Below are 20,057 nucleotides of genomic sequence, written 5' to 3'. Positions count from 1 at the left end.
TGACTCGCAGCCCACGAACAGATTTCTCCGTTCGCCATCAGCCCGACGGCGAACGAATGATCACTGCTTCGTTACGTATGCGTTCCACCAGTGCAGGAAGTTGGCCTCGGCTGTTGGATCGGCGGCGATCAGGCCGGGAAATGCGTCGAAATATCCCTTCATGTCGGGCAGCCCCGCAAAGCGGAGCGTAATCACGCGGTTGATCGTCAGCATCGACTGGATAACCTGCGATTGCGACAGCTTGCCGAGGCGCCGGCTCGCGAGTGCGAGCGCGATCCATGCGACGTGCGCACGCTTCGAATCCTGACTGTTAGGGTTTTGCGAGTTCTGATGGGAGTTCAACCGGAACGAGCTGAGCGTTTCGTTGATATACCCCAGCGGCTTGTCCACGCTCGCCGCGATGAAAAGCCCAATGTCGCCGAGTCCTTCAAACGAAATCTCGCCGAGCGACGACTTGTCGAGCAGTTGCGCTCCCTTGACGTTGAGCACGCAATTGGACAGTTCGCCGAACCAGTTGTTACAGCTGGGAATCGTCGATGCAAAGACAAAATCGGCACCCAGCGCTAGCGTTCTCTCCGGATGTTTCGCAACCTGTTCGGGCCGCGGAAGCTGGCCGATCGGCTGGCCCGATTCGACCGCAGTCCAGCGGCGGCTGACCGTGCAGTTCACGCCGTCGCCCGAATGCACGGCGAGGTGCCGCTCGTAGAACTCGGGATAGATGACGTCATCGTCCATCAGGAAGTGGATGAGAGGGGTCGATCCATTCCACGTGTTCATCAGGTGACGCCAGTTCGCGGTCGCGCCGCGGCGGGGCCCCTGAATCACCTCGATGTTCAGATGTGCACGCACGGCCTTCGCCGATTCGCTCGACAGCGCCGTGGTGAACGACCGGTCAGGACTGTCGTCCGAAAAGATCACCCGGTCCGGCTTGACGGTCTGATTCGAAAGTGCGACTAGAAGGTCAGAAAGATATTTCGACTTGTAGGCCGGGATGACAGTCGTTAGTTTCATGCAATGGGATCCATGCAACCTGCCGCGGCCGCCCAGGAAAAGTGTTCGGATATCGCAGTCACAACGCTCTGAATCTCATCTGAATCGAGGTACGGTGCCATCGGCAGGCTAAGAACCTGGTCCTGCAGCCTGTCGGCAATCGGCAGGGCAGGCCATTCGCCGCCTGCGTATGCATGCTGGCGGTGGCACGCGGTTGGGTAGTGAACCAGTGTGTCGATACCGCGCTGTTTCAGCAGCGCCTGCAAGTCGTCGCGGCGCGGGGCGCGTATCACATACAGATGCCAGGCCGACTCCGTATCCCGTGCAATCGCCGGCAAGTGAAGCGGCAGACCGGCAAGCCGTTCGCTATAAGCGTTGGCCACGGCCGAGCGCTTTGCGTTGTCTGCATCGAGCGAACGGAGTTTGACGCGGAGAATGGCCGCCTGGATTTCGTCGAGGCGCGAATTGATGCCGATCAGTTCGTGCCGGTATTTGACGCTGGACCCATAGTTGCGCAGCTTGCGGACCTTCGCGGCGAGGTCGTCGTCGTTGGTCGTGATCGCGCCGCCGTCGCCCATGGCGCCGAGGTTTTTGCCGGGATAAAAACTGAACGCCGCCGCATCGCCGAGCGAGCCGGCCCGGCGTCCCATGAAGCGGGCGCCATGGGCCTGCGCTGCATCCTCCAGGACGAAGAGACCGTGACGCTGCGCGATCTCGTTGATCGAATCCATCTGTGCCGGTTGACCGTACAGATGGACCGGAATGATGGCGCGAGTGCGCGGCGTGATCGCTGCTTCGATCAGCGTGGGGTCGAGATTGTGCGTGTGCTCGTCGGGTTCGACGGGCACGACCCGCGCGCCGGTCTGGCTCACGGCAAGCCAGGTGGCGATGAAGGTGTTCGACGGGACGATGACTTCGTCACCCTCGCTGATTCCTCGCGCGCGTAGCACGAGGGTCAGCGCGTCCAGCCCGTTACCGACGCCGATGCAATGGCGCACGCCGCAATAGCTCGCGAATTCTTCTTCGAATGCTGTGGTTTCGCTTCCCAGCACATACCATCCCGACGCGACGACGCGAGCAACCGCTTGCTGAATTTCATCGAGAAGCGGCGCGTTGGCACGGCCAAGGTTCAGAAAATCGACTGGCATGTCAGGTTTCGACCAATTGTTGCACGCCCGCGCTCATGCCATAGCGACGCGGCTCACCGCGAGCCAGTTGCAGGAACTGGTCGTAGTCGCGAATGTAATCCGCTGGATTGAATACTTCCGATGCCAATACCATGCACACCGCACCGGACGAAAAATTGTCGAGCGAGCGCCACATCATCGGTGAAATATAGAGGCCGTTGTACGAACGGTTCAGGTGGAATTTGCGCTTGCGCTCACCGTCGTCGAGCATGATGTCGAAGCTGCCCGACATGGCCACGACGAACTGATGCAACTGCTTGTGTGCGTGCGCGCCACGATCCGACCCGCCGGGTACGTCGTAGAGATAGTAGACGCGGCGGATATCGAAGGGGATGTGAGTGCCACCCTCCACAAACGTCAGGTTTCCGCGAGGATCAGTGATCTTCGGCAATTCAATGGTGCGGCAATCGTTCAGTGGCAAGGTAGGCTCCCCAATATCTTCTCGTCCGTCTCGCCGGTGAGCGCGAATTCAGCGACGCGAATGCGGCGTCGCCCAAAAAGGCGGCCAGTGAACGGACTATCTGACCGAACTGCCGTGCGGCGAATCTCGCCGCGCACGACAGCCGTCGATGGAGATGAGTATCGCCGATGCATTCGCTACCCGAACCGAGGAACTGAAACCTAAATCGAGGCTATTTCGCAGATATAGCGTTGGCCATGCCGGCACCCGCCGTATGGGACGCGGGTGTCGCCCATTGCCTGAATTGATCGTGGTTATGCCGTCTTCTTGGCCGATTAGCGGCCCCGGTCGCAGCCGACAATGCTGTTCGGGAGGCTGCCATGTCTGTCGCCATGGAACGCGATCGCGATTTTTGCGCATGGCAACGACGCTCACCTGCGAGTTCGCAAGTCTGCCCGTTGATTGATCGCCGATGAGGTCCGAACCGACACGAAGCGGGGCTTCGTCATGTAAGTGGTGTCAAATGCTCAAGAAACATATCGTTCAGGTGGATGACAAGTACGACATTCACGTCAATCACTTTCATCCTGCGACCGGCAACCACCTGTTTAACGAGCCGGACTATTTCCGGCTGCATTCGGGTTCGCCGCACGATGCGTACGTTCAGCTCATCCGGCGCAGCGACGCGAAGGTCTATGCGACCGTGGCTTTTTTCGAGCTCGACGACGGTGTCATGGCAAGTCCGAAACGCGGCACATTCGGCGGCTTGAGCCTGAATCACGCGCTGGAGTTCGAGGCGCTCGACACCTTCTTCAGCACGCTCGTGACCCACCTGACCCGCGAAGGGGCGCGCGTTGTCCGCGTGCGTTGCGCGCCGGCCAGTCACGAGCCGGCCGTGTTTGCGAGCCTGCTCAATCTGCTGTTGCGCCATCGCTTTGAACTGACCGCGCACGAGTTGAACTACGACCTTCATGTCGACGACAGCGCTTTCGTCGAACGGATCGACTACGGCAATGCAAAGCGTCTGCGCAAGGCGACCCGCGAAGGCTTTATCGCGGAGAATGTGGGACACGAACGGTTCGACGACGTCTATCGCGTGATCGAACTCAGCCGGGCCCGACTGGGCGTGCGCGTGTCGATGTCGGCTGCGCAGCTTCGCCAGATGATCGCGTTATTCCCCGACCGGATGCATCTATTCGCCGTGTTCCGCGACGACACGCGCAGCGAGATGGTCGCCGCGTCAGTCTGTATCGCGTTGACCGGGTCGATCTTCTACGTCTTCTACTGGGGCGATATTGATGGCGTGAGCGTGTTCAGCCCGATCGTGCTGCTTGCGTCGGCCATCTACGGATTCTGCCAGCAGGGCGGATACCGGGTGCTCGACGCGGGCATCTCGACACTCGATGGAGAGCCCAATTACGGGCTGATCAGATTCAAGCGCAATCTCGGTTTCCAGGAATCGGCCAAGCTCGATTTTGAACGGCGGCCTGCCTGACGCGTGATGCGTCCGTTGAACGGAGCTTTTTGTTGACCATGCAGAGCAGCGACTGGGTTGTTTATGGAGCGGGTCTTTCCGCACTCGCACTCGCGGAACGCCTCGGCACCGGCGGCCGGCGGGTGACCCTGCTCAACCCGGCCAAATCCTGGGGCGGCGTGTTTCGGGGCGTGACGATTGGCGACGCCACGTTCGACGCCGGCATGACGAACTTCGAGTTCGAACTGTTCGGCGAGCCATCGGACAACATCGAACGCTACGACGCGGACTGCAAACCGGACATCGGCAGGTACGTTCATCTGGTGCGGCGCTACCTCTCCGACTACGTCGACGTCGAACCGTTACCCACGCCGCAAATGATCCACGGCGATTGCATGCGTGACGACCTGATCATCACAAATCAATTCGACATTCTCGGCAAGCTGCCGGATTCGCTGCGGACCGCGATACGGCAGGAACTCGAAGTCTGCGCTTCGACAGCCAACGCGCTGCATCCACGTTTGAAGAACGCGGCCGGCTCGCCTCTGGAAAGTGCGAGCTTCGAGGCCGCGTCGCTGGCGAATCACGGTCCGACCTTCCACGGTCTATTCGTCGAGCCGATGTTCCGGAAGGTACTGGGCGTGCCGACATCGGAAGTGAAGGCCGTGTTTCATCGCAGCGGCTGGGCGCCGCTGTTTTACCCGGAAACGCTGCTGAGCCAGTTCGGGCCTACGCCGCAGCGGCTGAAGCCTACAGTCTTTCACTATCCGCGTGACCGGCATTTCGGCGCGTTTATCGACCGGATGGTGGCCAAGGTGCGCAGCCTGCCCAATGTGACGATCGAAACCTCGGTGAGCGGCGCGCAAATCGACGCAAACAGCAGACGTGTGCTGACCGCCCAGGGCGAGTATGCGTTCGACCGCCTGGCGTGGGGCGGCGAGCTCGCGCAACTCATGCCGCAAGCCTCGCTCACCCCTACGCGGCGGGCCAGCCTCGATCTGTTCTTCCTGCGTGTGAGGAGTGACGGTGTGCGCAATCGCTTCCCGGTTTTGATCGATCCGCAAAGCGTGTCGCCGTTTTACCGCGTCACCAATCAAACGGTTTGCCGGCAAGAGGCCGATACCGATACCCATCAGATCATCGTCGAGTGCAATTCGGCAAACTGGAGCGAGCATGCAGACGACAGCCGCGCACGTTTTCACGCGGCACTCGAACGCTACGGCATCGAACCCGGCGCGGTGATCGACCGCACACACCGAAGTTTCGCCGGCGCATTGGCCATTCCGGCACACGAGCAGATCGCACCGTTCAACGCGCTGCGCGACGCATTCACGCAGCAATTCCCCTACATTCATCTGATGGGCGCAAGCCGCAGTTGCGTGTCCTCGACACTCAACGACCATCTGATCCAGGCGTTGCAAATCGCCCATTCTGAAGGAGCCCTCGCTTGAAACCCCAAGTCGACAAAGAATCGTTGAATCAGATTGCGAGCCAGTATCACCTCAACGAGCAGATTTCGGACAAGCAGTTCGATCAGCACTTTCATCACCTCTGTTTCCAGTGGGTGCGTTCGATGATCGAACCCGGCGCACGGGTGCTCGAAATGGGCTTCGGCGAAGGTAACGTCACGCGCCAGCTGCTCGACGCAGGCATGCGTGTCGACATCATCGAAGGAGCGGAGTTGCTGGTGAACAGTGCGCGCGAACTGTACGGCGACACGGTGCAGATCCACCATGCGCTGTTCGCCGAATTCCGGCCCGAGCACGAATACGACGCGATTCTCGCCACCAATATCCTCGAGCACGTCGGCGACCCGGCAGAGACGCTGGCGTCGATCCGGCAATGGTGCGGGAACGACACGCGGGTGGTCGTCACGGTGCCGAATGCCGAGTCGATTCACCGCCGTCTCGCGGTGCTGATGGGAATCCAGCCGCAACTCGACACGCTGAGTCCGCGTGATCATCTGGTCGGCCATCAGCGGGTCTATGACATGGATCGCCTGACGCGCGAGGTGCAGGAAGCGGGATTCCGGATCGTCGATCAGAAAGGCTTTCTGCTCAAGGTACTGCCGAACTCGATGCTTAAGGACATGCCACAGGCACTGATCGACGCGCTGTACGCGATCTCGGATCAGCTGGATGTGCGGCTTCTGGGCGATATGGGCATCGTGCTGAGGAAAGAGGGTTGATCAATGGGCGTACTCCCTGACGCGCCGGTTTCGAGTCCGACGGCTGCCGCCGACCGGCTGGAGTTTGTCGATGGCTTCGTCTTGCAGCCCGACGCTTTCTACTCGCCGAGCTATCGGATCAGTCCGTTCTGCACGGCGGATATTGCGGACAATCTCCGGCTGGAACCTGCCTCGACGGCCTCGACGTCACTCGACGCCCGGTTTGCGGGCCGCAAATGGTGTTTCACAGAATGCGGCAAGGAAGGGATTGCGCTCGCACTCGCAGCGCTGCAACTGGCGAGCGACGATTGCGTGACGATTCTCACGACCAGCGGCAATCGCTATATCAGCGGTTGCGTCACGCGTGAAATCGAGCAGGTCTGCAAGTGGTCGAGAAAGATTGAGGATTCGACCGCGGCGATCTTCGTCAATCACGAATTCGGCTATCCGTATCGGGACCTCGCCGGGTTGCGGGACTACGGCGTCCCTATCATTGAAGACGCGTGCCATTCCTATCTTGCCGACACACCGGGCGGCGACATGGGACGAGTTGGTGACTTCATCGTATTCAGCTTGCCGAAGGTTTATCCGCTGCAGATGGGCGGCCTGCTTTCTTACGACGCCCGCTACGAGATCCAGAGCCGGGTCGGCGCGGGAGAGCCGCTCGAGCGTCACCTGTCGACGGTGCTGTCGCACACCATGCCGCGTCTTGACGACATCAGGCACGCACGCCGGCGTCATCACGACCAGTTGGCGCAGCGCTTCGCGCGGCTCGGTTGCGCGCCGCGTTTCGATCTGCTCGACAACGACGTGCCGGGTGCTTTCCTGTTCACCACGCCCGCCGGCACGGACCTCGCGGCGATGAAGCGGCACGGCTGGCGGCACGGTATCGAATGCAGTGTTTTTTATGGCGAGGACGCGTTCTTCATTCCAGTTCACGAACGATTGCGCGATGCGGATCTCGATTATTTCTACACGGTGTTCGCGCGCTTTCTGAAGGGCGGTTAGGTCATGGTATTCATCGAAAAGGAAGCGAAGAATCTTCAGCCCTACGTCGCGCCACGGCATTACACGGCGTCGGCTCGCGCGGCGATGATTCACATCCTCGCGGCAAAAAAGCGGCTCGATCCGCGCGGAATTCTGCTTCCCGCCTATATCGGGCTGTCGAAAATCGAGGGCTCGGGCGTGTTCGACCCAATCAGGACAACGGGTATTCCGCATGCGTTCTATCGGGTGGACACGCGTCTGAGGCCCGACGTCGACGCGCTCGAGGCGCAGCTCAAGACTGGCCAATATCAACTCGTCTTCCTGATCCATTATTTCGGCGTACCTCAGGTCGACGTCGAGCGCTTTACCGCTCTGTGTCACCGGTACGGCGTGCAGATCATCGAAGATTGCGCACATACGCTGCTGGGCGGCCTTGGCGGGAAGCGCCTCGGGACCTATGGCGATTACGCGATTTTCTCCGTGCACAAGAGCATTGCTGCCGAAGACGGCGGTTTCTTTCTCGACAATCGCGGCGAGCTGGCCGACGTCCTGCTGGATGCCGCTAGCTGCATCTCCGCGCGAACGTTGGCGACGCTCGCCAGCACCGACGTGCTTGCCGCGTCGGAGCAGCGCTTGCGCAATTACGAAAGGGTGGCTGGCTGGGTTCGCGATTTGCCCGGGGTGGAGTTGCTGTTCGAGCGGATTCCCGAACACGCCGTGCCGTTGAACTGTCCCGTTATCGTCCTGGACGGTAAGCGCGAAGCGTTGTATTTCGCGCTGATCGAAGCCGGTGTCTTGCCGACTGCGCTGTATCACACGCTGATCCCCGAGATCAGCCACACGCAGTTTGCCGACTCCGCGTACGTTTCCAGCAACATCCTGAATCTGCCGACCCATCCCGATATCGCGCAGGACGATTTCGCGCGTTATGAAGCGGTGTTGAACGCCGCGATCCACGAGGTAGTTTCCGCATGACTCAAGCAAAAGAAACCGAATACTGGGCGCGTTTCTGGTCTGAATACAAGACTGACGTCGCCAACAAGGATGAGCAGTCGCAAGTCTTGCGAACCCGCAACAAGCAGCCGATCGACGATCGAAGCTGGGCGATCACGGTCGAGACAGTCGCCCATCAACTCGAACTCGGCGCCACCGATACGCTGCTCGACCTGTGTTGCGGCAACGGTCTTTTCACCGCGGCTTTCAGCGAGCGGATCGCGAGTATCGAAGCGGTCGACATCAGTGCGCCGCTGATCGAGCGGCTCAACGAAAGAAAGCTGGCTAACGTGCGTGCGCAGGCAATGGACATTCGCGAAGCCTCGTTCGAGGCAGCTTCGCTAAGCCGGGTCTTGTGGTATGCGGGCATCCAGTACATCGACGAAGGCGATATCGTCGCGATGGTTCGCAAGATTCGTCACTGGATGAAACCCGGCGGCGTTCTGATGATCGGCGACATTCCGGACCGCAGCAAGGTCTGGGGCTACTTCAATGATCCCGTGCGACGGGACGCCTATTTTTCCGGCCTGGAAAAGCGGCAGCCGATCATCGGTACATGGCTGGACGGCGAATGGATCGAGAAGCTATGCATCGCGATGGGCTTCAGCGAAGCCACGGCCGTGGCGCAGGACCCGCGTCTGATTTACGCGGACTTCCGCTTCGATCTGATTGCCCGGCTCTGACCGGACAGGCTCGATGACAGGCGCGCGGCGTGGGCAACGCCGCACGTCTTTTCAGATTCTCAGTTTCCGTACTTCTGCAAATAGCGCGCGTAACCGTCGCGCCATCCCTGACTGCCGAACGCGCCGCCGCTTTCATGCACGACGCTGAGCGGCCAGGTGCCCATTCGCAGGCCCTTCAATTCGGCCTGTCTGCAGAAATCCATATCGTAGAAGTGAAAAGCGAACTGCTCGTCGAAACGCAGGCCGTTGTTCACGAGCGTCGCGCTGTCGGCCGCGAGTAGCAGACCGTCCAGCAGCTTGACCTCGACGCCCGCCGGCCCGAACGACGACACGATGTCGCACGGAAAGCCTTTGCCGTGTCCGACCGTGCCGCTCAGAAACTGCCGTTCGTCCCATTTGCAATCAGGCGTGACGAAAGCCCATGACGGTTGTCCGGGCACGCGCCGCTTGTTGCCCGCAAGGCCGATCACGTCGAATTTTTCGACCGCTTCGGCAATCCGCTCGGTCCAGAAGAAGTCGCCCAGCCAGACGTCGTCGTGAATGAACACGAGAATCGCCGGGTGCTGTTGCGCGTACTGGATCGCGTTGTTATAGATCGTCGACAACCCCAGCGTGTTGCTGTCGAACAGATGCAGTTGCGGTTCCGTCAGATGCTTGTAGAGCTTCAGCGAACGGCCAAGCGCCGTTTCGTTGGAAAACTGCTCACGGCTGCGGCGGGTGCCGCATACGAGTCGGATCGGTTTCATTGATTTCAGTCGATTAGGGTTGTTGGCCGCGTAGCTGCTTGCAGAGTCACGCTACCTCCTGCGCTGCCATCTCCGTCACGTCGAACGACTCTGCCGGCAAGCCCGCGCACCAGCGGCGCCACATCACGCGCAGCGCTTCGGATACGCCTTCGGCGATCTGCGCCGGACGGAACATCGCGGAGCGCTCGCAGCGTTCGCGCATGCCTGCGCGCAGCGCGGCCAGTGCAGCGATATCGGACGTCAGCGCGACACCCCGGCGGACGAAATCGTCCTTGTCCTGCGCGATGAACATTTCAAGTCCGGCGTGCGACATGGCTGTCAGGCCGCTGCGCCCAGGAACGGTCTTGCCCGGCAACGTCAGTGTCGGGACACCCATCCACAGCGAATGCAATGCGGTGGTGAGGCCTGAAAACGGGAACGTGTCGAGGCAGATGTCGACGTGGTGATGCTGCTGCAGATAGACCGGCACACTCGAGCGGGGACGGAAGTCGAGGCGTTCGCGCGCGATGCCTTCTTCTGCGAACCAGGCCGGGAGGTCACCGAGGCTGCCGTCGGCGGGCAGGCCGCCTATCAGCATGCGGGAGTTCGGTACCTCGCGCAGCAAACGCGCCCACAGCGCGATGACTTCGCGACGCAGTTTGTCCATCCGGTTGAAGCTGCCGAAGGTCACGTAACCCTTGCTCTGTGCGGGCAGCAGATTGACCGGCGGACACAGCGGATCGGCGCTGAACGGCGCGAGCGCGGGCAGATAGACGATCTGCTCGGTGAACTGGTCGCGAAACTGTTCGGACGGCACCCAGTAGCGGTCGGCGAGGAAATAGTCGACGGCGGTCAGGCCCGTCGTGCCGGGGTAGCCGATCCATGATGCCTGGATGGGCGCAGGCTTGCGCGCCATGGCGAGCAGTCCGTTATTCGCGGTGTGACCCGCGAGATCGATCAGGATGTCGATTTCGTTGTCGCGGACCAGTTGGGCGATCGCATCTTCTTTCATGCCGAATACGGGATGCCAGTGTTCGAAGGTCGCGCGCATTTTTTGCGTGACCTGGTCGACGGTCGACGTGTTCGAGAAGGCATGCAGCGAAATCCGGGGATCGCGAACGAGATGTTCCAGCACGGGTTCGAAGAAATTCGACACTGCGTGACGGCAGAAATCGCCGGAAATAAAGCCGACGCGCAAACGGCGCTCCGGATCTTTCACATTGTCATGCGGCGCCCAATGCGGCTTGAGAGGCGCTTCGAATTGTTTGCCGAACATGCGGTGCGTCGCGAACAATTCCGCCGGGTCGGCATTCTCGCTGTGGGTCATGCAGAACGCGAGGTTGTTGTATGCGAGATCGCCGTTGGGGTTGAGTTCGATCGCGCGCCGGAAGGTAGCGGCCGCTTTGTCGAGATTGCCCTGCTTCATGTAGGTCACGCCAAGCGCGCTGTACGGCAGCGCCGCGTTCGGCGCGACCTCGATCGCGCGCAGGGAAACGCGTTCGGCCTCTTCCAGCTTTCCCATCGAGATCAGCACGATACTGAGAATTCGCAAGCCTTCCGGATGATCCGGGCTGAGTTCGAGCATCCGGCGGCAATCAGTTTCGGCTTTCTCGTGATGACCACCTGCTTCAAGAATGCTGGCGGACACTTGCAGCAATTCGACGTCGTTCGGGAAAAGTTCGCGAGCCCTCGCGCAGTATTCCATCGCCTCGTCATAGCGGCCGAGGTTATGCAGCGAGACGGTCATCAACTTCCAGCCAAAGCCGTGCGACGGGTAAGTGTCGATGAGCTTTTGGGCGGCGGCGATGCTTTCGTGGATGCGTCCACGGTTGTACAGGTCGACAAGCGCGGCGATTTCGCCGGTGGCCGGCCCAGCTTTTGTGGCGTTGCGAACGGGGGCGGCGGTCTTCGACGGGGCGGCCGTGGCCGGTATTCCGCTGATTGACGGCTTCGGTTGGTCGACCGCAGGCTCGGTGCCCGAGTCTTTAAGCGGTCTTGGCACCATGAAGGTGGTTTGCGTCGACATCATCGTCATGACGCCGATCAGCTTGTCGATATTCGGTCCGCTCAAACCGCGCTGCTGGCCCATCTCGAGCGCCATCCACGCGGCCTTCAGTTCGCCAGCCTGGAGGAGCGCATCGATGTAGTGGGCCCAGAACTGGCAATTGTTCGGATCGCCGCCGAGTGCCCGTTCCATATAGTCCACTGCGGCTCCCGACTGGTTCAGCCTGATCGAAATCACGCCGAGCCGATGGTTGACCATGGGATGGTCGGGATAAAGCGCATGGACTTCCAGGAAAAGCTTGCCTGCCTGATGCAGTTCGTTGCGCTGCTCCAGCGCGAGCGCATCGTGCATGGCCTTTGCCGCGCGCTGGTGACGGGCAAGCTCGGCATCTGCGGGCGCGCGTGTTGCCGCCTCCGTGAGCGGCTGCAATGCACCGGCCAGATCGCCGCGTCGCAGATGCGCGTACGCCAGCGCTTTCCATCCATAGCCGTGTTCCGGCAGAAGGCCGGTCATCTGACGCGCGAGATTTTCCGCGTCGGCGTGCAAGCCCTGTTTATCGAGCGTCTCGATCGTCTGGATGAATTCGTCTGCGAGCGCATCGAGTTCGCTGCGAAGCGGCGCTGGCGCATCGACCGGTTCGACCTGCACCGCATACAACGCCAATCCGCGCTGCCGTCCCTGTGCGGCTACCTGCTGAGCCTCGTCGTCGCGGCCGGTCATGATCAGCGCGTCGAGATAGAGCGACCAGAACTCGGGACGCTGCGGCGCGGCTTCGACGGCTGCCTTAAAAAACGGCAGCCCGGCGCCGGGCTGGCCGGTCTGGACGGCCATCACGCCGAGGTTGTGATTCGCTTCCGGATGGTCGGGGCGAGCCTGCAGGATCGCCCGATACAGTCGTTCGGCTTCCGGCAGACGCCTGGCGCGATGGTGAGTCAAAGCCTGTTGCAGATCGGCATCGGTAGTCATGAATTCGCTTCGGTCCTTGGGATGTTGCTTAACGGCGCGTCTGCCGGGCTTGTTCCTGCCGCGTCGGCCTGAGCGTGCGTGGAGGTCGAAGCCAGGAGCGGCGTGCCGTTGCTTTCGCTATGGCGCCGGGTGGTGCGTGAGTATTTGCATTCGCGTCTGCGTGAGTCGCTGCCAGCAGGAAGTCCGACGGATGCCGGACAAGGCAAACCGTCCAGACAGTCCAAAGTGGGCGGCCCGCAGGCGCAATGCGCTGTGATTAGTCTACGGTCGCGCGTCGCGGACGATTGGCGGAGTAGAGGCCGGATTGCCCCGTATTTCAGAGGGTGGCTTTGACGGGACAGGCGACGCGAAAATCGGCGAGGCGAAAAAAAGCCCGCGCGAGGCGGGCCTGGTGAAGCATGTTGCCGGACTGGCCGGCCGGTTCTTCTTATGAGTGCTCGGGCATGCAGCGGCGCGCGTGTGCTCAGCGCATCAACGCGACGCTGTTGTAACTGTTCGCGGCGCGGGTGCGATCCATCGCGGTGCGGTATTCGTTGGCGAGTTCCGACTGTGCGGTTCGCGCTTCCCGCAGCGTGACGTCGTCCAGAGCCTGAATCCGGCGGATCAGCGCCAGTGCTTCGGGTGACTGCTCCGGTGCAAACGACATTAGCAATGGCGAACGCTGTTCCGAAAGAAGGGCCGCCCGCTGCCAGTCGGCGATGCGCGCAGCATGGTCGATTTCCTCGGTCAACGCGAGCACCTGCTCGACAAGTCGGGTTTGATTCGTTTCGGGGCGTGCTTCAGTCATTTTCCGGACTCCTCTGCTGCTTTACTACGCCTTGTTGTCGGACATCGAACCCGAGCTGTTCGTGCCGCCGAACAACTGCGTCAGATAGTTCGAATTGCTGGTGGTGGTCGCCATCAGCGTGTTCAGCGCAGTGAACTCGTTGTTGTACTGCGACGTGAGCTGCGCCTGGTACGCCGTCAACGTGTTCGACTGGTCCTTGATGCTGTCCAGGTCGGTCGTGATCGCGTCGGTGCGCACATCGATGATGCCGCCCGTGGTCGTGTACGCGCTGATGGTGGTGTTCAACTGCGCCGCGATCCCGGTGCTCGTGTTGAACACGGCTGCGACCTGGTTCGGGTTGTACTGCACGGCGGCGGTCAGTGCGGTGGTGTCGACCGACATCGTGCCGTCGCTGTTGAGCGTGATGCCGAGCGAAGCGAGCGTCGTGCCGGCCGCCGCGCCCTTGATGCCGCTGCTGACAATGTTGCCCAGCCCGTTCTGGATCGCGTCGAGCATCGAGTCGCCGAGCAGCGGGCCGCCTTGCGAACCGGCTGCCGCGCTCGAATCGAACGAGGTCAGCGAGGTCATCGTGCTCACTACCGCGTTGTACTGGCTGACGAAATTCTCGATGTCGGTGACTTGCGTCGCCGTATCGGCAGCGACAGTCAGCGTTTGCGTCGTGCCTGCCGAGGCCGACGCCAGATTCATCGTGACGCCGTCCAGCGCGCTGGTCACTGCGTTCGTCGAGCTGGTGGCGATGGTGCCGTTCAGCGAGAACACCGCGTCCTGCGCGGCCGAACTTTGGGTCCACGTGCTGCCGGTGGCGAGCGTCGATGCGCCGATCGAGGTGGTCGTGCCGTCGGCCGCGGACGCGAACGTGGACGTGTCCGAATCGTTACCCGTGACGGACTGCACGGAGAGGCTCGATAACGCCGCGCCCGTGGACGCACCGGTCACGTTGACGTTGATCGTATTGGCCGCGCCGGTCGTCGTCGAGCTGAGCACGAGGTGGGCGCCGTCCGCGCCGTTCACGACCGTGGCTGCAACGCCCGGGTTGGTGCTGGAATTGTTGATCGCCGCGGCGATGCCGCTCAACGTGTTGTTCGTCGAGTTGACCGCGAGGGTCATCGAGCTGCTGCCGACCATGATGTTCAGCGTGCCGGTGCCCATGCTGGCGGTCTGAGCCGACGTGAACGCGCCCGACGTGATGCTTTGCCCCTGCGCGATCTGCGTCGTCTTGACGGAGTAGGTGCCGGCTACCGCGCCCGAAGCTGCGGTTGCCGTGAGGCCGGTGCCGCTTGCCGTCGCGGTGAAGGCGGTTTGCAGCGAGCCGTTGAAAAGCGGTGCGAGTCCGACCTGCAGCGAGGACAGCGAGGCCGACAGTTGGCCGATCGCGGAAAGCTGCGTGTTGTCGGTCGTCGCTTTGGCCGTCAGCGTGGCTGTCTGACCGGCGATTTTCGAATTGACCAGAGCCGTGACCAGTGACGACACATCCAGAGACGAGCCCGTCGAACCGCTGATGATGGACTGGCTCGCCTGTTGCAACGCGGCGGCGGCGGCGGCTTGCGCAGCGGCGGCTGCGGCACTGCTGGTGCTTGCGGACGTCGAAATGGTCGACATGGAATGGCTCCGTACAAAGTCTGGGCAGCGCGACTGTTGGCGTCAAAACGCGCCGGGCCCGTATGCGTGGCGGGAGGCCGAGCCTCCCGGTGAAACGCGTACGCGGATGAACCGTCGGTGAAGCGTGACGGGTCATCCGCGCCGACTGGCGAAGACTACCTTACTGGAGGAGCTTCAGCACTTGTTGCGGCATCGAGTTGGCTTGCGACAACACCGAGATACCAGCTTGTTGCAGCACTTGAGCCTTCGACAGATTCGCGGTTTCCTGTGCGAAGTCAGCGTCGGTGATCTGCGATTGTGCGCTCGACAAGTCGGTCGACTCAGCTTGCTGCGACGTCGAGATACCCGTCAGACGGTTTTGCGCAGCGCCCAGCGTTGCCTGGATGTTGCTGATGGTTGCCAGCGCGTTGTCGATGGTTTCCATCGCCAGGTTTGCGCCTGCAGTCGTGCTCACGTTCACGTCAGCGACCGAGGTCGGTGCGTTGTTCGTGTTGATGCTCGACAGCGTCGTGCCGACCGTCGAAGCCAGGCCGCCTGCGCTAGCGCCGGCCGTCAGGGCGATACCCGACGAAGACGACGAGAACAGTGCGGTCGATGCAGCGCTTGTCAGCGAGTTGCCGTTCTGGTCGACGTACTGAACGCCACCGTTGCCGTCCGCTTCAACCGTGATCGACGTGATCGCGTTCGGCGTGCCTGCCGATGCCGTCGAGCCAGTCGTCGGGTCGATGTTCAGGTCCGAGATCTTGCCCAGCACCGTGCCTGCAGCAGCAGCCGAGCCGCCGCCGGTCGTGAAGTCAGCGTTGATCGCGCTGACCTGGCTGGTGACAGCCAGACCCGTCGTACTGCCGTTGAGCGACAGCGACTGGACACCGCCCGACGACGTCGTCGAGAACAGTGCGCTGGTTGCGGCCGACGACAGAGCCTGGTTGTTCTGGTCGGTGTACGTGAAGCCGCCCGTACCGTCCGACAGCACGTTGATCTGGGTGATCGCGCCCGTGCCGCCCGACGTGTTTGCCGTGCCGTTCGAGTTCAGGTCGAGGCCGGTGATCGTGCCCAGCGTGTTGCCTGCTTGCGGAACGCCCGAACCCAGCGACGCTGCCGACACTCCCTGGCTCAGGTCGAGGCTGATGGTTTGACCGACGTTTGCGCCGACCTGAACGTTGACCACGCCTGCCGAACCGTTCAGCAGGTTGATACCGTTGTACGTCGTTTGCGATGCAAGGCGGTTCACTTCAGCGACTTGCTGTGCAACTTCCTGTTGCAGTGCTGCCTGGTTGCTTGCCGACAGCGAACCACCGGCTGCCTGGTTGGCCAGCGAACGGATGGTTTGCAGGCTGGCAGTGATCTGGCTCAGACCCGTGCTGGCCGTCTGCACCATCGACGTGCCGTCGTTCGCGTTCGAAACGCCCTGGTTCAGGCCGTTGATCGCGGTTTGCAGAGTCGTGGAGATGGCCAGGCCTGCTGCGTCGTCCGCCGCGCTGTTGATGCGCTTGCCCGACGACAGGCGGGTAATTGCTTGCGAGAGTGCGCTGCCCGAGCTGTTCAGGTTTTCCTGAGCGGTCAGCGAGCTGATATTACTGTTAATGCTAAGCATGAAAATTCTCCTGTAGAGGCATTAGCCCTAAACCTGCCAGTGTTGGCATCGGCGGAAGCACATGTTCATTGCTGGCCGCCTCAGTGAAGGATGTCGGCCCGCCTAAAAAAAACTTGAGAGACTTTATGCAATTGAGACCCAATTGTTTTGCGGGAAAGGTGCCGCGAATGAGGTTGAAAGCCGCGCGTAGCCTGGGTTACAGCCCGGGATTACAGTTGATTGCCGGACGCACTGCAGCTAATTCAAAGACGGCGTATTCTCATTCGCTCTCTCGTCTTTCTTGTAATTGATCCCGGAGAAGTCATGCAAAAACGCAGGATTGGGCGTTCTGAATTGCAGGTCGCACCGTTGATGTTCGGCGGTAATGTATTCGGCTGGACTGCCGACGAAGCCACGTCGTTTTCGATTCTCGATGCGTTCGTCGATGCCGGACTCGATTTCATCGATACCGCCGACGTCTATTCGGCCTGGGTGCCGGGCAACCAGGGCGGCGAGTCGGAGACCATCATCGGCAAGTGGTTCCGGCAGAGTGGCAAGCGCGACAGGATCGTGCTGGCGACCAAGGTGTCGAAGTTGCCGCAGCGCAAGGGTTTGTCGGCGGCGAACATTCAGGCAGCCGTTGAAGATTCGCTGCGTCGCCTGCAAACCGATTACATCGACGTCTATTTTTCCCACGACGACGACACTGAAACGCCGCTGGCCGAGACGCTCGGCGCTTATCAGAAGCTGGTCGATGCGGGCAAAGTGCGGGTGATCGGCGCGTCGAACTATAGCGGCGCGCGCATCGAGGAGGCGCTGGCGGTGTCGCGCGAGCACGGACTCCCCGAATATCAGCTGGTGCAACCCGAGTACAACCTGTACGACCGCGCGGAATACGAGCGCGACATCGAACCGGTGGTGCTCGCCAACCAGCTGGGCGCGGTCGTGTATTACAGCCTCGCGAGTGGGTTTTTGTCAGGCAAATATCGTTCACAGGCCGATCTGGCGAATAAGGCGCGCGGCAGCCGGGTCGAGAAATATCTGAACGAACGCGGTTTGCGCATTCTGGCCGCGCTCGATCGTGTCGCCGAACGGCACGGCAGCACGCCGGCCACGATCGCGCTTGCGTGGCTGATCGCTCGTCCCAGCGTGACGGCACCGATTGCCAGCGCAACCTCGGTGGATCAGCTCAAAAGCCTCGCGGCCGCCGTCCACCTGATGCTGACCGGCGACGATATTCGCGAGCTGGACGAAGCAAGTAATTGATCGCGCGAGAGGCCTGGCGCAATCCGTAAACCCCTGGTACGATGGAGAGTTTCCTGATATCATCGGGAGTGAATTGAGATCTTTGCCTGTTTCGTCAGTGTGTCTTCATGTTGAAAAAGCATTGATGAAAGGTTGGCGAAACGGCAGCAGGCGCGGCTTTGAAGTACGTCTGTCCGCGTTCCGCGGTGAGCTCCCCACCTCTCTTTTCCGGCCTCCGTGGCCGCTTTGCCTCTCGTTTCATTCGTGGTTTGGCCGGGGTTTCCCCGCGTTTGCCTGTTACTGGCCATGAACTGAAACGACCGGAGGGCCGGCGCGTGAGCGGACTCCCGCCACGCAAATTAACCCGTATCAAGTGATTGAGTTAGGAATTACATGACGACGATTCTTCTGAAGGAAAACGAGCCGTTCGAAGTGGCGATTCGCCGCTTTCGTCGCGCAATCGAAAAGAATGGCCTGATCGCTGAACTGCGTGAGCGTCAATCGTACGAAAAGCCGACTACGGCTCGTAAGCGTAAGAAGGCAGCTGCTGTGAAGCGTCTGCACAAGCGCCTGCGCAGCCAGATGCTGCCGAAAAAGCTGCACTAAGCACGCTTTTCCGTACGCCGAACGGCGGTGTGAGCTTCGAAAGAAGCCACATCGCCGTTTTGCTTTTGGGCGGTCGTTTTTGAGTGCCGAGCGTAAGGGGCGTCGGAGAGATGGGGGAATTGGGTGCCATTCGCCGCTAATTATCGGGCGATAGGCAATAAATGCAGTGATGTGTGACGACGTCTAACGTCACCACACATCGCGAATCGTCAAGCGGCGCTCTTCAACCGTTCAGCCGACAACCCAAATTGACGCGCAATCGAGCCTAGACGCTCGCGCCATTCCCACGTGCCGAATACGTCGTGCACGTTTTGCAGGCAACTGAGCAGGTTCACGGTAGTCGGGTCGTACACATTGATTCGCGCGCGCAAAAGCGCCTTTTTCAGCGCAGATACGCCGACATCCATATATGCGGGCACTTCGATGGGCGTTTTACCGATAAACCGCACGGGGATGCCTTCCATCGCGGTCATGTAATCCCGTGGCTTGATGAAATTGCCGACCGGACAGCCGCCGCAATAACCGCGGTAAGCTCCGCCGCCACGTGGTAGCAGAGCGGCGCGTTTCTGGTCGAACAGGTGATTCACGGCCTGATCGAAAATGTCCTGATGCGTCAGGAAGTTGAGTGTTGTCATGGTTGGTCTCCCGTGCTTGCCGCAGCGGTTATTCGTTGTTTGAGCGCATGAGTAGCAGTATCGGGCGTGGGTCGTTTTGTCATGCCCGGACTAACGCCGTGAAACGCCTTCAATTCCCGGGTTTGGCGCGTTTTAGCGTTGCGTCATTGGCGGGACAACGGGCGTCGCATCTGATGCGCTCATAAATGTATAACGACCTGAATGCACGAGAAGCTCAGCAGGACTTTGGCGCGCGGCATTTTCGAGCCGCGTTCCGTGCTGGAGCGACACTCGCATTCAACCGCCTGGCCTTGTGAATCGGGCAGCCGTCATTTAAGTAACGCAGCGTTCAGGATTTTCCCTGGGCAGCGTGCTTTTGTTAGAGACGCGGCACTAAGCGGCGCGGCTCCAGCGCCCATTCAACCCGCCTTGCGATTGCGTCCCTTCTTGCCCAGTGCCACGCATCGCGCGCGACACATGCAAGTCGTCTCGTGATCGTTCACCATGCCGATCGCCTGCATGAACGCGTAGCAGATGGTCGATCCCACGAACTTGCAGCCGTAGCGCTTAAGCGCTTTGCTCAACGCGTCAGAAATTTCCGTCGATGCCGGCGCGTGCTTATATGACGCCCATTCGTTCTGAATCGGCGTCTGGTTGACGAAAGACCATATGAAATTGGCCAGCGAGCCGTGTTCGGCCTGAATTTGCTGCACGGCGCGCGCGTTGTTGATGGCCGCTTCGATCTTGCCCCGGTGACGCACGATGCTCTCGTCCGCCACCAGCGCATCGACGTGTTTCGGCGTAAAACGCGCGACCTTGTCGATGTCGAAATCGGCAAAAGCGCGGCGATAGCCGGCCCGCTTGTTGAGAATCGTCGACCATGACAGGCCCGCCTGCGCGCCCTCCAGCACGAGCATTTCGAACAGGTGCTGATCGTCGCGCGAGGGGACACCCCATTCTTCGTCGTGATACTGTGCGAGCGCTTCGCTCGATACCCAGTTGCATCGCTGCTGTGTCACTGTCGCGCTCCCGCGTAGTCATGTCGCTCGCCAGCAT

General features: G+C 60.9%; 18 protein-coding genes. 8 read left to right on the top strand and 10 right to left on the bottom strand.

Annotation, left to right across the window (positions count from 1 at the left end):
- Positions 1-60: 60 nt before the first annotated feature.
- The 3 genes from BLS41_RS00880 to BLS41_RS00870 are packed head-to-tail and all read right to left on the bottom strand — an operon-like array spanning position 61 to position 2,598.
- Positions 61-1,011: a glycosyltransferase family 2 protein gene (locus BLS41_RS00880; RefSeq protein ID WP_074762514.1), complete on the bottom strand. Its 951-nt coding sequence runs from the start codon at positions 1,009-1,011 to the stop codon at positions 61-63.
- Positions 1,008-2,138, bottom strand: a complete 1,131-nt coding sequence (locus BLS41_RS00875) for a DegT/DnrJ/EryC1/StrS family aminotransferase (RefSeq protein ID WP_074762513.1) — start codon at positions 2,136-2,138, stop codon at positions 1,008-1,010. The genes BLS41_RS00880 and BLS41_RS00875 overlap by 4 nt, the downstream gene beginning before the upstream one ends.
- Before the next feature lies 1 nt (position 2,139).
- Entirely contained in the window at positions 2,140-2,598 is a 459-nt protein-coding gene (locus tag BLS41_RS00870; RefSeq protein WP_074762512.1) for a sugar 3,4-ketoisomerase, read from the bottom strand.
- A gap of 502 nt (positions 2,599-3,100) precedes the next feature.
- Between BLS41_RS00870 and BLS41_RS00865 the strand changes: the two genes are divergently transcribed.
- Genes BLS41_RS00865 through BLS41_RS00840 form a run of 6 tightly spaced genes read left to right on the top strand, consistent with a single transcriptional unit; the run spans position 3,101 to position 8,881 of the window.
- Complete coding sequence (locus BLS41_RS00865; RefSeq protein WP_074762511.1) at positions 3,101-4,072, top strand: hypothetical protein; 972 nt, start codon at positions 3,101-3,103, stop codon at positions 4,070-4,072.
- A gap of 32 nt (positions 4,073-4,104) precedes the next feature.
- Entirely contained in the window at positions 4,105-5,502 is a 1,398-nt protein-coding gene (locus BLS41_RS00860) for an NAD(P)-binding protein (RefSeq protein WP_171910178.1), read from the top strand.
- Positions 5,499-6,239, top strand: coding sequence for a class I SAM-dependent methyltransferase (locus BLS41_RS00855; RefSeq protein ID WP_074762509.1), 741 nt, complete (start codon positions 5,499-5,501; stop codon positions 6,237-6,239). The genes BLS41_RS00860 and BLS41_RS00855 overlap by 4 nt, the downstream gene beginning before the upstream one ends.
- 3 nt (positions 6,240-6,242) lie before the next feature.
- Positions 6,243-7,226, top strand: coding sequence for a DegT/DnrJ/EryC1/StrS family aminotransferase (locus BLS41_RS00850; protein ID WP_074762508.1), 984 nt, complete (start codon positions 6,243-6,245; stop codon positions 7,224-7,226).
- Between the two features lie 3 nt (positions 7,227-7,229).
- Positions 7,230-8,180, top strand: a complete 951-nt coding sequence (locus tag BLS41_RS00845) for a DegT/DnrJ/EryC1/StrS family aminotransferase (RefSeq protein WP_074762507.1) — start codon at positions 7,230-7,232, stop codon at positions 8,178-8,180.
- Positions 8,177-8,881, top strand: coding sequence for a class I SAM-dependent methyltransferase (locus BLS41_RS00840; protein WP_074762506.1), 705 nt, complete (start codon positions 8,177-8,179; stop codon positions 8,879-8,881). The genes BLS41_RS00845 and BLS41_RS00840 overlap by 4 nt, the downstream gene beginning before the upstream one ends.
- 59 nt (positions 8,882-8,940) lie before the next feature.
- Here BLS41_RS00840 and BLS41_RS00835 read toward each other — a convergent pair whose 3' ends face one another.
- From BLS41_RS00835 to BLS41_RS00810, 5 genes are all read right to left on the bottom strand, one after another.
- Positions 8,941-9,627, bottom strand: a complete 687-nt coding sequence (locus BLS41_RS00835; RefSeq protein ID WP_074762505.1) for a glycosyltransferase family 2 protein — start codon at positions 9,625-9,627, stop codon at positions 8,941-8,943.
- Between the two features lie 46 nt (positions 9,628-9,673).
- Positions 9,674-12,577, bottom strand: a complete 2,904-nt coding sequence (locus tag BLS41_RS00830) for an O-linked N-acetylglucosamine transferase family protein (RefSeq protein ID WP_083379916.1) — start codon at positions 12,575-12,577, stop codon at positions 9,674-9,676.
- 463 nt (positions 12,578-13,040) lie between these two features.
- Positions 13,041-13,364, bottom strand: coding sequence for a flagellar protein FliT (gene fliT / locus BLS41_RS00820; RefSeq protein WP_074762504.1), 324 nt, complete (start codon positions 13,362-13,364; stop codon positions 13,041-13,043).
- Between the two features lie 24 nt (positions 13,365-13,388).
- Positions 13,389-14,963 (bottom strand): flagellar filament capping protein FliD, encoded by a 1,575-nt coding sequence (gene fliD / locus BLS41_RS00815; RefSeq protein ID WP_074762503.1) that lies wholly within the window; start codon positions 14,961-14,963, stop codon positions 13,389-13,391.
- 160 nt (positions 14,964-15,123) lie between these two features.
- The gene (locus BLS41_RS00810) at positions 15,124-16,557 is read right to left on the bottom strand and encodes a flagellin N-terminal helical domain-containing protein (RefSeq protein WP_074762502.1); all 1,434 of its coding nucleotides are present in this window, start codon (positions 16,555-16,557) and stop codon (positions 15,124-15,126) included.
- Between the two features lie 303 nt (positions 16,558-16,860).
- Between BLS41_RS00810 and BLS41_RS00805 the strand changes: the two genes are divergently transcribed.
- Positions 16,861-17,802 carry an aldo/keto reductase gene (locus BLS41_RS00805; protein WP_074762501.1) on the top strand — a complete coding sequence of 314 codons (942 nt, stop codon included), beginning with the start codon at positions 16,861-16,863 and terminating at the stop codon, positions 17,800-17,802.
- Between the two features lie 372 nt (positions 17,803-18,174).
- Positions 18,175-18,387: a 30S ribosomal protein S21 gene (gene rpsU / locus BLS41_RS00800; protein WP_006050883.1), complete on the top strand. Its 213-nt coding sequence runs from the start codon at positions 18,175-18,177 to the stop codon at positions 18,385-18,387.
- 209 nt (positions 18,388-18,596) lie between these two features.
- Here the strand turns inward: rpsU and BLS41_RS00795 are convergent, their stop codons facing one another.
- Together BLS41_RS00795 and BLS41_RS00790 are read right to left on the bottom strand one after the other, a co-directional pair.
- Positions 18,597-19,022 carry a hypothetical protein gene (locus tag BLS41_RS00795; RefSeq protein ID WP_074762500.1) on the bottom strand — a complete coding sequence of 142 codons (426 nt, stop codon included), beginning with the start codon at positions 19,020-19,022 and terminating at the stop codon, positions 18,597-18,599.
- 398 nt (positions 19,023-19,420) lie between these two features.
- Complete coding sequence (locus tag BLS41_RS00790) at positions 19,421-20,020, bottom strand: DNA-3-methyladenine glycosylase I (protein ID WP_074762499.1); 600 nt, start codon at positions 20,018-20,020, stop codon at positions 19,421-19,423.
- Between the last annotated feature and the right edge of the window lie 37 nt (positions 20,021-20,057).

The organism is Paraburkholderia fungorum, assembly GCF_900099835.1.
GTDB lineage: Bacteria > Pseudomonadota > Gammaproteobacteria > Burkholderiales > Burkholderiaceae > Paraburkholderia > Paraburkholderia fungorum_A.
This window is presented reverse-complemented; position numbering and strand designations above follow the sequence as displayed.